Annotated in this window: 9 protein-coding genes and 7 pseudogenes; 6 read left to right on the forward strand and 10 right to left on the reverse strand. The window is 52.9% G+C overall.

Annotated elements, in window-relative coordinates; genetic code table 11:
- Window positions 1–493 precede the first annotated feature (493 nt).
- Window positions 494–622 (reverse strand): annotated as a pseudogene (locus SGP1_RS36260) (IS5/IS1182 family transposase); the annotation flags it as partial.
- Between the two features lie 49 nt (window positions 623–671).
- Complete coding sequence (locus SGP1_RS08830) at window positions 672–1,283, reverse strand: IS5 family transposase (RefSeq protein ID WP_011410889.1); 612 nt, start codon at window positions 1,281–1,283, stop codon at window positions 672–674.
- 589 nt (window positions 1,284–1,872) lie between these two features.
- Between SGP1_RS08830 and SGP1_RS33050 the strand changes: the two are divergent.
- Window positions 1,873–2,121: pseudogene (locus SGP1_RS33050) on the forward strand (hypothetical protein); the annotation flags it as partial.
- A 94-nt stretch (window positions 2,122–2,215) separates the two neighbouring features.
- Here the strand turns inward: SGP1_RS33050 and ompA are convergent.
- Both ompA and sulA read right to left on the reverse strand, forming a co-directional pair.
- Complete coding sequence (ompA, locus tag SGP1_RS08835; protein WP_011410890.1) at window positions 2,216–3,286, reverse strand: porin OmpA; 1,071 nt, start codon at window positions 3,284–3,286, stop codon at window positions 2,216–2,218.
- A 357-nt stretch (window positions 3,287–3,643) separates the two neighbouring features.
- The gene (gene sulA, locus SGP1_RS08840; protein ID WP_243466200.1) at window positions 3,644–3,979 is read right to left on the reverse strand and encodes an SOS-induced cell division inhibitor SulA; all 336 of its coding nucleotides are present in this window, start codon (window positions 3,977–3,979) and stop codon (window positions 3,644–3,646) included.
- 367 nt (window positions 3,980–4,346) lie between these two features.
- Here sulA and SGP1_RS08845 point away from each other — a divergent pair, with 367 nt between their 5' ends.
- Complete coding sequence (locus SGP1_RS08845) at window positions 4,347–4,763, forward strand: TfoX/Sxy family protein (RefSeq protein ID WP_243466201.1); 417 nt, start codon at window positions 4,347–4,349, stop codon at window positions 4,761–4,763.
- Window positions 4,764–4,766: 3 nt separating this feature from the next.
- Complete coding sequence (locus SGP1_RS33055) at window positions 4,767–4,952, forward strand: TfoX/Sxy family DNA transformation protein (protein ID WP_243466202.1); 186 nt, start codon at window positions 4,767–4,769, stop codon at window positions 4,950–4,952.
- A gap of 12 nt (window positions 4,953–4,964) precedes the next feature.
- Here SGP1_RS33055 and yccS read toward each other — a convergent pair.
- Window positions 4,965–6,941: pseudogene (yccS, locus tag SGP1_RS26990) on the reverse strand (YccS family putative transporter); the annotation flags it as partial.
- 14 nt (window positions 6,942–6,955) lie between these two features.
- Window positions 6,956–7,371: pseudogene (locus SGP1_RS29445) on the reverse strand (YccF domain-containing protein); the annotation flags it as partial.
- A gap of 153 nt (window positions 7,372–7,524) precedes the next feature.
- On the opposite strand from SGP1_RS29445, the gene helD reads away from it, so the two are divergent.
- Window positions 7,525–9,579: a DNA helicase IV gene (gene helD / locus SGP1_RS08855; protein ID WP_011410891.1), complete on the forward strand. Its 2,055-nt coding sequence runs from the start codon at window positions 7,525–7,527 to the stop codon at window positions 9,577–9,579.
- Between the two features lie 71 nt (window positions 9,580–9,650).
- Here the strand turns inward: helD and SGP1_RS08860 are convergent, their stop codons facing one another.
- Both SGP1_RS08860 and SGP1_RS08865 read right to left on the reverse strand, forming a co-directional pair.
- Window positions 9,651–10,112 (reverse strand): methylglyoxal synthase, encoded by a 462-nt coding sequence (locus SGP1_RS08860; RefSeq protein ID WP_011410892.1) that lies wholly within the window; start codon window positions 10,110–10,112, stop codon window positions 9,651–9,653.
- A gap of 95 nt (window positions 10,113–10,207) precedes the next feature.
- Window positions 10,208–10,798, reverse strand: a complete 591-nt coding sequence (locus tag SGP1_RS08865; RefSeq protein WP_158302360.1) for a YccT family protein — start codon at window positions 10,796–10,798, stop codon at window positions 10,208–10,210.
- A 236-nt stretch (window positions 10,799–11,034) separates the two neighbouring features.
- Between SGP1_RS08865 and SGP1_RS08870 the strand changes: the two are divergent.
- Window positions 11,035–11,448: pseudogene (locus SGP1_RS08870) on the forward strand (CoA-binding protein).
- 152 nt (window positions 11,449–11,600) lie between these two features.
- Here the strand turns inward: SGP1_RS08870 and hspQ are convergent.
- Entirely contained in the window at window positions 11,601–11,918 is a 318-nt protein-coding gene (hspQ, locus tag SGP1_RS08875) for a heat shock protein HspQ (RefSeq protein WP_011410894.1), read from the reverse strand.
- A gap of 76 nt (window positions 11,919–11,994) precedes the next feature.
- Window positions 11,995–12,264: pseudogene (locus tag SGP1_RS26995) on the reverse strand (23S rRNA (cytosine(1962)-C(5))-methyltransferase RlmI); the annotation flags it as partial.
- A 112-nt stretch (window positions 12,265–12,376) separates the two neighbouring features.
- Between SGP1_RS26995 and SGP1_RS08880 the strand changes: the two are divergent.
- Window positions 12,377–13,403: pseudogene (locus SGP1_RS08880) on the forward strand (tyrosine-type recombinase/integrase).

The following is a 13,403-nucleotide window of genomic DNA, read 5'->3' on the forward strand; positions in this document are numbered from 1 at the left end:
CTCACCTGAAGACTGATATTTTCCAGAGGCGTATAGGGAACGACACTCATTTGTGATTGGCTCAGATAAGCATCTATTTTTACTTGATGGACATCTGCATAAATCATTATCTACATATTTTAATGCCCCCCAGCTTGTTCTTTCGATAAAAAGACAAGAACTCATTCGTATTGCATATCTTCTGACCATATTGATTTAGCCTATGCTGCTCATAACTGTTCGGCATAACATTAACTTTCTTCTTTGCTGAGTCGTGATTCTTTCCACTGCCTGTAAGTAGATTATGCGCAGTAAAGAGCGAGTTTAAACCGAGAAACGATTCGATTTTAATCAAAATGTGAACTAACACGCTTAACTATAATTCTCATAATTTTTATGTTTCCGTATGTTCATTCGTATTAATGAGATAACTAAACCTCAAGCAATTTCTTGTGTAATGGGCTTTGTTGAATAAATCAGAACTTGTGACTACGCCCCTCTAGCAGATCGATTGTTATGCGATCCGGATGCTGTTCGGCATTCCTAACAGCGTCATTTTGTTAAGCGCTTTGACCATCGCTATTGCCTCACCTACCTGCGCATCATAGTCACGCAGACTTAGATGATCGCCCATAAGCGTTTTGAACCGGAATGGAGGAATAAGAGGCCTTATTTTCTTCCTCAGCAGAGCATTATGGCAGTAGCGGGTATCGTAATCGCCCATCAGCCGACGCTTCCCTGCTTTTCCGCTGGGTCTGGTTTATCAGAGCTGGTAGGGCCTGAGCATCCGTCTTACCGCTGGGCGATAAGTCAGCACAGATAATCTCATGCGTTGCACTGTCTGCGGCCATATGCAGCTTACGCCACACCCTCCGTCTGTCGGCACCATGCTGTCGGACTTTCCATTCGCCTTCACCAAAGACCTTCAGGCCGGTTCCGTCAATGACTAGAGGTGAGATTTCACCACGGGTCGGCGTTTTTATGCTGATCTTAACTGTCTTTGCTCGCTTGCTTATCAGCGAGTAGTCTGGGCATCTTAGCGGCAGCACCATCAGTTTAAAAATGGCGTCAACGAAGCCCTGTAAAGCCCTTAACGAAAGGCCAAACACGCGTTTCATCATCAGAAACAGTGGTGATAGCCATATCTGCGTAGTGAAGCGGCCGGCCACGCGCCGTTCAGGCGTTGTTTTTTCCGTCCATGCAACAATTGCCGACTCATCCAGCCATATCGTTAGAGCCCCGCGCTGCTTGAGAGCTTTGTTGTAAGTGGACCAGTTGGTTATTTTAAACTTTTGCTTTGCCATGGAGTGCAGATGTTGAAATGACGGTAGTGATCTGAGCAGACAATCACCTAAAAGTTATATTTATTCAACAAAGCCTGTGTAATGTATGAAAAATTCACTTTAGCATCATAGATAGTTAACTTTTGTATAAGCGTTGCCATTTTTAATAAATATGAGTTATGAGTGAAGAAACCCATGTCAGAAGAAGTTAAGTCAACTTGACCAGACCCGTGTATCTGAATTTACATGAACATCAATTCGCTTGGAGGGCGCAAAAGCCACGGCGACTTTGATAATCCGCTATGCCAGAAGTCGACATCCTTTAGTCTGTCGTGCTAAATCCTGGAGGCGCTTAAGCGGACGGACATGGGCGTACTCTTTTATCCGCAAACAGGTGACCGCGGGGCCAGCTGTCGTAATCCTGCCCACTTAGGTTCATCATTCTACCGGCCATAGCCCCGGCGCAGACTGTAGAGCGAAAGCATCAGACCTGATACCTCCTAACCTTTTCAGCTTACCTCTGTTCTCGCCAGCATTTGCTGCCATCCGACGCCAGGGGATCGTCGCTATCAGTCGTACAGTTGATGAGAGAACGCAGAAAGGCTAATTCGACTTACCCGAGGGGCACACATATCACGTACTCCGTAATAACTTAGCTGCGCATACCATGATAAATGGAGGACATAGTCTGACATTTCAATAGATTATGGGTCATGCAAATATTCAGCAGACCATGACCTTTGCACATTCTGCACCAGACTATCTACAGGATGGTATAGCGCTAAATCCGCTGCGGGGGTACGGTACATCCACATTCTATCCATACATGGGGTTATCAGGGGTAATCAGCATACCATAAAGAAGGGTTAACCCATTGAATAGAGGCGTCAATTACTAATAGTTCCAAAATAAAAAACCCCGCCGGAGCGGGGTTTTTATAGCGTCATGATAACTTAATCCTGCGGCTGGGTTACCACGTCTTTGATGCCTTTCACTTCGATCTCTACGCGACGATCCGGGGCCAGGCAGCTGATGACTGCGGCGCGGCCTTTCACGCTGTTACAGGTATTGCCGGTAACCGGGTTGGATTTACCCATACCGCGTGCGGAAATCTTATCGGAAGGGATACCTTTAGAAACCAGGTAACTTACGACGCTCTGAGCGCGTTCCTGCGAGAGTTTCTGGTTGTACTGCTCGGTACCGATACGGTCGGTATAGCCCAGAACGACGACAGAACCGTCTTTCGGATCCATCGAGCTCAGCTGAGAGTACAGCTGATCCAGCGCCTGCTGACCTTCCGGTTTCAGGGTGGCTTTGTCGAAGTTGAACAGTACGTCAGACTTCAGGGTGAAGTGCTTGGTCTGAACAACCGGAGCCGGAGCCGGAGCCGGAGGAGCTACTTCATCCTGGCCGAAGCGGTAGGACACGCCAACGCTCAGCATGGAGTTATCAGGACGGGTACCGACGGTACCGGCATCACCGATGTTGTTAACCCACTGGTAGTCCAGACGGGTAGCCCAGTTTTTGGTCCAGGCATATTCCAGACCCACAGCGGCCAGCGGCGAAACGCCGGTATCATGGTCGCTTACGCGGCCGGCATTGCCGTTGTCGTAAGCACCTTTGGAATCAGCACGCCATACCATGCCGCCCAAACGGGTGTAGATGTCCAGGTCGTCGGTCAGCGGGTAGCTCAGCTTGGCTGCGAGGGAAATGCCCTGCGCTTTGAAAGCACCGTTATTCACGCTGCCTTTATACGCCATACGGCCCAGCCAATCATAGCCCAGCTCGAAGCCCAAGTAAGGGTTCGCCTGATAGCCTAGAAAAGCACCCGCGCCCAACTGGTCATCACGGGTAGGACCGTTGGCGATGCGGTTGTCGAAACCGTTACCGTAGAAACCGGTGTCGTGGTACTGGGACCAGCCCAGTTTGCCGCCAGTGTACCAGGTGTCGTCTTTCGGAGCGGCTTGCGCTACGGTTGCGAAACCTGCCAGTGCCACTGCAAGTGCGATAGCTGTCTTTTTCATTGTTTGCGCCTCGTTATCATCTAAATAGGCAATGAGCTTTTAAAGCTAATTTTAGAAATCCATTGCCGGCGTTCGTGCTCCGTGTTCAGACTTTGTGCATCGCCATTAAAATAGCGTTATAGAGCAACCCCGGCGGGTTAAAGTCTACAACGAAGTAGGAAACTTACAAGTAAGATGTAGTAAACCGCTAATAAAAAATAACGTTTCAGGGCAACAACGGGAGGAAAAAGGGCCAAAAAAAACGATGCGGCGAGGAAAGAAGACGGTCGTGAAGCCGCATATCTACTAGGTTTCCCCCGTTTGGGAGGCGATAATTCGGGTCGACAGGCGTCGACCTGAGAATAATCCTAATTTTACTTAATGATACAAAGTTGAGTGAATTTTTAACCCTGAAAACTGTCCAGAATGACGATTCGAGCCGTTTTGCGGATATATGATGAAGCCAAAAGTTCCGCCTTGCTGGGCGGCATCCTGCAAACGACGCTTATCCGTTTCCGACAGTTCCGCAGGAAACCACCCCAGAATGACGCTGAAATTGCCGGTGAGCAAGGCTTTTTCCATTGCCGCCACGGTATCGAACGCTGACGGCTGACGCAGCTGCACCACCTTTTGCAGCGGTAGGCCCGACTGGGCCAGCCAGGGACGGCTCAGCCGCCGTGACGATGTCAGCCACAGTAGCCACCGGGATTGCAAACCCAGCTTGCGCAGCAGGGCAGCAGAATATGTCCGACTATCGGCTGATCTTTGATATAAACCACTTTGCTGATTCCTCCCTGCGCCAAAGGCGCGTTTGCGCTTTCAGACTGTGCAGCATGGCGGCGGCGTGCGCCGGTAACTGGTGTGGCATAAGGATGAGTTTGCAATTTAGATGTCTGCCCCTTTATTACTGTATAAAAACATAGTATCCGGGGTGTGCAGTCAAATCAACCAAAAAATTCAATCTGCGTCGCAGATCCGCGAATCGGTATTTAAATTGCGCGAATTAAGTTGATAGCCTGCGGGACGTGATGCGGCGGTCGCGTAACGCGCCACGCAATGTTAGGTAGCACAGGAGAATCGCATGGACGCGACCTATAAGTTACGTATTCAACAAACGAAAACGCTGTTCTCTCCGTTGGGAGAGATTAAGACCCGTTCACAATTCGGAGGCTACAGTGTGGTGGTCGGCGGCGTTATGTTCGCGCTGATCCTTGAAGGGAAGTGCTGGTTACGCGGCATACGCGGCAGCGAATACCGTTATCACGAGCTGGGCATGCGCAAACTCATCTATACCAAGCGCGGCATCCCGGTATCGTTTAACTATTATCACGTGTCAGAAACCCTGTGGGACGCGCCGGCAACGTTGATAAAACTGGGACGGCAGGCGCTGGAGGAGGCGTGCCGTGAACGGCAGGTGCGTGCCAGCCATCAGCGCTTAAAGGACCTGCCCAACATCGGCCAGGGTATTGAGCGACTGCTGTGGAAAGCCGGTATCTAGAATGTGGATGCGCTGCGCAATCATGGCGCCAAAGATAGCTATCTGAAACTACGCAACATAAAGCGGGACCTGAGCGTGAAGGTTTTGTTTGCCCTGGAAGGGGCGCTGGCGGGGCGGCATCTGGCGACGCTGCCCGCCTGTTTGCGTAACGAACTGATGGAGTGGCATCGCTGCCATGCCTGCCGGTAAGCCGGCCAGGTGTTAGCCCGTCTGCGCTATTTGCCGGCGGCGGCTGGTCAATTCAGGGAGCAGCGACAACAACAGGCCAACCTGTTGTATCACCAGTTGTTCCCGTGCGCCCGTTTCCGTTCCCAACTGCGCAATACGTGCAGGCAGGTTGTCGCGCTCTTCGCCGAGTCGTGCCTGAAACGCGTCGCCGCTCTGGTGATGCAGAGCATCGTCCACATAACAGGTGGCGTCGTTGAGAATGTTTAACACCGCCGGGTTGGCGATAAGCCCACGATGGGCGCCCAAAGTAGAAATGTAACTGAGGAAGGTATAGCTCAGGCACAGGAGGCGGAAGGCGCCTTCCATCAGCTCCCCGCCGGCGCGGCGTTCAGCGGACATGTTCGACACTACCGACGCCTGCGCCGCATCGCAGTTATGGGCGTCCCGGCGCGCCACACGGTAATCGAGTCGGTTATCTTTGCCCTGATGATATTGCACCAATATGGCATCCAGATAACGGCAATTGGCGGTCAGGCGGCGAGAGCGCCAGTCGGGCCAGATAAAACTTACCGCCGTCCAGGCGATGGCGCAGCCTACCAGGGTATCGAACAGACGCGGCACCGCGACCTCGAAGCTCTGGCCGAGTAGGTTGAAACAGAGCATCACCAGCAGGGTGATAAACAGGGTCGCCTGCGCATATTGGCTATTGCGGAAGGCAAAAAACAGTTTGCCGCTCAACACAATCAGCACCAGTTGCCCTTCGGTGGACGGCACAAAATACAGCACCGGCAGGCCAATCAATACCCCAGCGCCGGGTCGCCTGATAGTTTGGCTGGCAGACGAACAGACTGATCAGCATTATTATCCAGTAGCCATAGTGCATGCCGCTCAAGCGGATGAACGCGTAGCCGGCGCACAATATCAGCGCCATGCGCACCGCATGGCGAAACAGAGCGGATTCCGACGTCAGATTCAGCCGCAGGCGGGTGCGGATATCCTGCCAACCGGTCAGATTATCGTCCGACAGATTGTTCTCCTCGGCGGGCATGCGGGCCATGGCCTGCTCGGATTCGATGGTGGCCAGTTGGGCATCAATCGCCCACAGGTTATTCAGTAAAGGGTGCAGCGCTGCAAGAGGTGCGGCCGTTCTGGCGCGGGCGATAGCGGCATCGAGATGGCCAAAAAGCCGCTCGAATCGCGGATCGTGCTGATATCGACGGCGCAGCAGGATGGATTGCTCAAGGTTCTCGCAGGCGCGGGCCTGCATATCCATTATAGGCGCTGAAAGCGGAACAGCACGTCGCTGAAGCGCAGCTCTTCACGGAGTTGCTGATAGCGCGAGTGCGCAGAGCTAGCACGCTCATGGATATCTTGGGCGACGAAATAATAGTGCAGGCTACGTCGGGTGCCACGCTGGCCGCGGTCACCGCGCAGGCGCATCAGCAACGTGGCTTTGACCTGATTGAGGGACTCCACCAGTTGGCCGCTAGCCATTGCCACCGTTATCAGAGGATGCTATCGTCGCTTTCCTCGCTGTCCGGATCGAAACAGCCGGCTTTGGCGGAGAGGTAGCGGGCCAATGACTGATAGCAGCGCGCCAGGTCATCCTGCAGGGGACTGATGGGGAACATCAGATGGCCTAAGAGGGTCAGCACATTGTACCAGATAGCGCATGCCAGCAGCAAAGACTGCAAATACCAGCTTTGGTAGAGGGTGGCGCCCAACATGGTATATACTGCAATCAGCAGGGCGCCAAAGGCGATCGTGGCATACCGCTGCCCGAGGGCGCCCAGCAAAATGAAACCGCAGGTCGAGCAGGCGAGGCCGAGGGCAAATAGCCACGGATAGGGAAACAGAAGCTCAATGGAAACGGCGGCGATGAAAAAGCTCACCAGCGTAATCAGCAAATTGCGCAATCGGCCGGTGAGCCTGTCATCAAGACTCGCTAGCGCGGCGGCTACCACGCCGAGTGTCAGCGGGATTGTCAACGTGAGCGCTAAGCCACCAGGGCCGCAAAAATCCGCCCTTAACCTGTCGGCCTCTTCGACCGACACCACCCTGCGGCCCACGGGCCAGACTGCAATGAGCGCCAGTTTGAAATTGGCGATACCCAACGGGATGCTAATCAGCGTGCAGCATTGCGCTATTCCGGTCAGAATATGCGACAGACAGAGCCACCAGCCGAACACCAGGAACCAGAAGACATTCAGCACTGTGCCGCCGGTATTCAAAAGACCGCTGTGCCGTTCGGGGTAGATTTCATCTACATGCAGCGCGGTGTTGCCGAACGGCACCAGGACAATTTGGTTATCTCCCAGCAGGCGCGGGTGAATGGCCAACTGATGATAAGCACGATACTGAGTAACGTCGCCAGCAGCCAGGCCAGGGTAGTGAAGAAACCGCCAAAAATGAAATTGATAATATTGAGTAGCGTTCGCATAGCGCTCTGGGTGTTAAGGGCAGAAAATCGTTAGCGCCGATTGTCTCTGATCCCCCTTGCGAATTCTACTCTGTTTTTCTGGCTGGAGCAGGACATCTTAAAGCGGGTACACTAAAGACAGACATCATCGCCTCTCGGAATCCTGGCACGCTTATGGAACTTAAATCTACCTCAATCGGCAAACGTCTGGCGCAGCATCCCTACAACCGCGTGCGGCTACTGCATGCCGGCGTTGAGGTCAGCGGCGATAAACATCACTATCTGATCCCGTTTAATCAGATCCTGGCCATTCAATGCCGCCGCGGCATTGTCTGGGGGGAGCTGGAGTTTGAGCTGCCCGAAGGGAAAGTGGTGCGCCTGCACGGCACCGAATGGCAGGAAACGCAGCGGTTCTATCGCCACCTACAGCAGTCGTGGCAGGACTGGAGCTCGGAGATGAGCACCATCGCCGCCGACGTGTTGAATGAACAAGTGGCGAAAATTCAACAAATTATCGATAAGGACAGCTGGTTGTTACAGCAGGATCTGGTCCGTTTGCAGGAGGGCGTCAAAAAAGCTGTTGACGCGCTGCCGCTGCCCGTCGCCCGGCTGGAGGCATTCGACGCTTGCCGGGAACCCTGGCAGCAGTGCCGGGAATGGTTGGAAGAAGGCGCACAGCGGGTGGAGGCGCGCAATCAGCAATGGACGGCGCGTATGTTGCGCGAGCATGAGGATTTCTTTCACGCGGTGGAAAGTTCGCCGCTTAATCTTGCACAAAGCCGAGCGGTGGTAAACGGCGAGCGGTCGCTGCTGGTGCTGGCCGGCGCCGGCAGTGGTAAAACCTCACTGCTGGTTGCGCGCGCCGGCTGGTTACTGCGGCGCAAACTGGCGACGCCTGAGCAGATTCTGCTGCTGGCGTTCGGACGCCAGGCGGCGCAGGAAATGGACGAACGCTTGCGGCAGAGGCTGGACGTAGATTCGATTCAGGCGAGCACCTTTCATGCGCTGGCGTTGATGATTATCCGTCAGGGCAATAAAAAGGCGCCTGCCGTCAGCCAGCTTGAAAGCGATGGCGCGGCGCGGCGTAAATTGCTGATTGATCATTGGCGGCAGCAATGTCGCGAAAAAAAAGCGCAGGCCAAGGGATGGCGGCAGTGGATCAGCGAGGAATTGGACTGGGAAGTGCCGGAGGGCGACTTTTGGCAGAATGATAAACTGGCTCATCGCCTGGCGGGACGGCTGGAACGCTGGGTCGGGCTGATTCGATCCCATGGCGGCAGTCAGGCCGACATGGTAGACGCGGCGCCCGATGAGCTTCGCGAGCACTTCCAAAAACGCATCCGGTTGCTTGCGCCGCTGTTGAAAGCCTGGAAACAGGCGTTAAAAGAAGAGGGTTCGGTGGACTTTGACGGTCTTATCCATCAGGCGGTGGATATTCTGCAAAAAGGCCGCTTCGTGAGCCCGTGGAAACATATACTGGTGGATGAGTTTCAGGACATCTCACCCCAGCGCGCCAGGCTTATCACAGCGCTGTGCCAACAAAACAGCGCTACCTCATTGTTTGCCGTTGGGGACGACTGGCAGGCGATTTATCGCTTCAGCGGGGCGGAGCTTACCTTGATCACCGCGTTTGGCGCGAATTTCGGCGGCGGCGAGCCGTTGGCTCTGGATACCACCTATCGCTTTAATCAACGTATTGGTAAAGTGGCCAACCGGTTTGTGCAGCAAAATCCGTTTCAGCTGGCCAAACCGCTTAACAGCCTAACGCGTGGTGGCAAAAAGGCAGTGCAGATCCTGCCGGAGGATCAGCTGGATGCGTTACTTGATAAACTCAGCGGCTTTGTTACGCCGACGCAGCGCATTCTGGTGCTGGCACGTTATCACCATCTACGCCCGGCGCTGCTGGCGAAGGCGGCAACGCGCTGGCCTCATCTGCACATTGATTTTATGACCATCCATGCCAGCAAAGGCCAACAGGCGGAGTATGTGATTATCGTTGGCGTCAACGACGGGCGCGATGGCTTTCCGGCCCCTGCGCGAGAATCGATTATCGAACAGGTTCTTCTTCCCCGGCCGGAAGATTACCCTGATGCGGAAGAGCGCCGCCTGCTGTATGTGGCGCTTACTCGCGCCAAAGAGCAGGTATGGCTTCTGACGGATAAGGCAAACCCGTCGGTATTCATCGAGGAACTGGTGGATCAGGGCGTACCGCGGGCGAAAAAACCCTAAGGCGGGTGACTCACCGCTCGGTACGCGCCGGCCAATGCGCCGCCTGCGGTTAGGGACGCGGCTTTGGTACCCTAGGACGGCAGGCGTTCTGCCAGGTAACGTTGATAATCGGGGATGACGATCGCCACCTCCTGATGGAAAAGCGGCGAGCTTATCAAAAAATCGGCGGTGGAACGATCGGTGGCCACCAGGATATTCCAGACCGTTACCAAACGCAGCAGCGCTTTGACATCGGGGTCGTGTGGAACCGCATTAAGCGGATCCCAAAAGAAAATCATCATATCGATTTTGCCTTCGGAAATCAGGGTGCCAACCTGTTGATCCCCTCCCATGGGGCCGCTGAGCATGCTGTTGACCGGAAGATCGGTTTTTAGCTGCATCAGGTTGCCGGTAGTCCCGGTAGCATATAACACATGCTCCGAAAGCGGCGCTTTGTTGGTCTCCACCCAGTCAAGCAGAGATTGTTTACAGTGATCGTGCGCCACCAACGCGATATGTTTACGTGCGGCGATGGTGCGGGTGGTTGATTCCATGTCCAGTTCCTTAAGTCAGACGGTCTGGCTATAGACTACTGAAACCCTGTTTCACTGCAAAGAGACAAACCGGCAATTCGGTAAAATAGCACTGTTTATTTTGTCTCCAGTGAGGAGGCTGAGTCTCGCTGGCGGACCCAGGCGAGAAACCGCTCCCGGCTAGCCATGTCGGCCTGCAAGAACCAGAAGCGCAGCATTTGTTCCGCGTGTCCGCTGGTTGAGCCGGTAAGCGGGGGAGGATTGACGGCGGATTTCACGGGTCGCGGCGCCGGCACCGTAGGTCCATAACGGCGATTGTATTGCTCCAGCGCGGACAGTAAACCGTTCTTGTCCGCATCGAGCCGGCTAACGCTGACCGGTAGCGGTTTCTGGTCTTGATCCTGGAGGCTTATCAGCGGCTGATGGCAAAAACGTTCGCCTTCTGCGCGACTGGCAAGCGTTGGCAACACGAATTTAAGCCGCCGCGCTTCGCCCGTGCTAAAACCGATGACGATGTAGAGCGCGCTACAGGACGGCGTTATCGTGCCTTTACCGTTTGATGGGGGTTGGACCAGGGTAAAAACCATCTGGTGATGGCCTTGCTTCAATTCCAGGCTGCTGGCGCCACGCAGTAGAACGCTCCCCAGCGTTTTACCATCGACGATTAATAGTTCAAGTTCTTCAGGGAGTTGCAGCGTTGTCGCCATCACGGGAAACCCGGTTAAGATGCCTAAACTTATAACCAGGACGCGCAGGAAATTCATTATCTCACCTTATCAGAACGTAAGCAGAATAATTCACTATGTCTACATGCCAATAATAATAATTTTGTATCATTTAGTCATACTTATTTTTATTTTGATATTATTGATTTTCACTTAGGAAAGAGATTTTTTACCGGGTGGTATATACTTAAAATACCTTTTCCCCGCGGAGAACCGTCATAACAGACGCTGAAATCAGCGACATTCTTCAGACTGTGAAAACCATCGCCCTGGTAGGCGCCAGCGATAATCTGGCCCGGCCCAGCCACGGCGTTATGGCCTATTTATTGGCCAGGGGGCTATCAGGTCTTCCCGGTGAATCCGGCTCTGGCAGGAAAAACCATTCTAGGGCAGACCGTTTACGGCTCTTTGGCCGAGATCCCCGCCAAAATCGATATGGTGGATGTCTTTCGACGCGCTGAGGCGGTGTACGATCTAACGCAGGAAGCGATTGCCATTGATGCCGGTGTGCGGGGCTGCAATTAGGCATTGTCAATGAACAGGCGGCTGTGCTGGCGAAAAATGTGGGTATGAAAGTGGTGCTGGATCGCTGTCCGAAAATTGAAATCCCGCGTCTTGGCCTGGACCGCTGAGCACTGCTGTCAAGTGAAACCTGAGGCTGACATACCGCCCCAAGGGGTAACCGCGGTGTTGGAGATGTATTGCCATCCGGCGGACAGTTGGCGCCGGCGCCTGGGTGAGTCAGTGAGGGGAGAACAGGCTACGCGCTGGCGCAGCCCTCCGGTTAATTTCTCAGGCGCGGCGCCTGAAGCTGTAATCGGATGGACTCAGCCAATTCATCCAGTGTCGGCTGTTCGGGATGGACGGGGAAAGATTCATAACCCAGCTGCGCTTCCGCCAGATAGATATGCACCGGTTTTCCCTCTTCATCTTCCATGACCACATGATACCACGGGGCCGTACGCAGGCTATCGTCAGCCGCGATATCGTCTAGCGAAGGCTTCTCCAGGGAGTATTCCGGATCCACATCGATAATGACCCCCAGGTACCCCAGCAGTTTATGCCGGACCTGCTGCCCTATGCCAAATTTGCTGGCAATCATAAGAACTCCAATGAAAAGTATGCCTTACACTTAATATGGGGGAGGCCCTGGGGAATTCAAGGTGACAGAACACAATTTAACTAGCCCGACAGGCAAAACCTTTCAAATACAGCCCTTCGGGTAGGCGCCGGCAATGGGGTGATCGGCGGCCTGGCGAAACTGTTCAATAAACTGAATCTCGCGGCCGGCATCGAGCGCCGCATCCGCCAGGATTTTCTGAAACAAATCGGTAGACATCAGACCTGAGCAGAATCCCCTCTGGCGCCAGCAGCTGCAGCGCTAGCATATTGATATCTTTGTAGCCGCGGCACGCGCTGGCCAACTGATTTTTATTTTCCACAAACTGACGCTGTTAGGAATGCCGAACAGCATCCGGATCGCATAACAATCGATCTGCTAGGGGGGGCGTAGTCACAAGTTCTGATTTATTCAACAAAGCCAATTTTGGAGTGATTTAGATGGGAAGACGTCGAATTAATCCAGAGGATAATAAGCTACCCAAGTGCGTAAGGTCTAATGGCTACAGCTACGTATTCAAACCTCATGGCTCTACAAAAACAATGGGCTTAGGTAAAATAAAAGAAACGACGATTACGCAGGTATGGGCCAACTATGAAAGATTAATGGCTGAATTATTCATCACATTAACATTTGCTCAACTGTGGACTTATTTTCTTGATAGCGCCTATTTTTCTGAACTTAAGCCCCGAACCCAAAAAGATTATCTACAGCACCAGAAGAAACTGCTCGCTGTTTTTGGTAAGGTCAGCGTGAACAGTATTAAGCCAGAGCACGTGAGAACATTCATGGATAAGCGTGGTTTGCAGAGCAAAACACAGGCGAATTATGAGATGGAAAGCATGTCCAGAGTCTACCGCTGGGGCTATGAGCGTGGGTATGTTAAAAGTAATCCTTGTGCTGGCGTAATGAAGTTTAAAGCAGTCAAGAGAGATCGCTATATTACCGATGATGAGTATCTTGCTATTTATCAAGCCGCTGATAAGGTGGTCAAAGCTGCCATGGAGATAGCGTATCTATGTGCTGCCAGATTATCCGATGTACTTGACATGAAGTGGCAACAAGTTACCGAAAAAGGAATATTTATTCAGCAGAGGGAAACGGGGATCAAACAAATTAAGGTTTGGACGCCAAGACTACGGGAAGCCATAGAACTAGCTAGATCCGTTTTCACTTCTAAGCAAACCGATACCCCAGTCATTATGGGCCAGCATAAAGGCCATTATAGCAAGCGAGGGTTCAGCAATCGCTGGATGGAAGCACGTTCCAAAGCATCGGGTCAGCTTGGCTACGAACTTGATTTTACGCTTCATGATTTGAAAGCTAAGGGAATTTCAGACTACAGCGGAAGTATAAAAGATAAGGCTCTATTTTAGTGGGCATAAATCAGAGAGTCAAATTTTGGTGTATGACAGAAAGGTTAAATTATCACCTAGTCTTGACATTACTTCTCTGCCTAATAGTTAA

The organism is Sodalis glossinidius str. 'morsitans' (assembly GCF_000010085.1).
Taxonomy (GTDB): Bacteria; Pseudomonadota; Gammaproteobacteria; order Enterobacterales; family Enterobacteriaceae; genus Sodalis; species Sodalis glossinidius.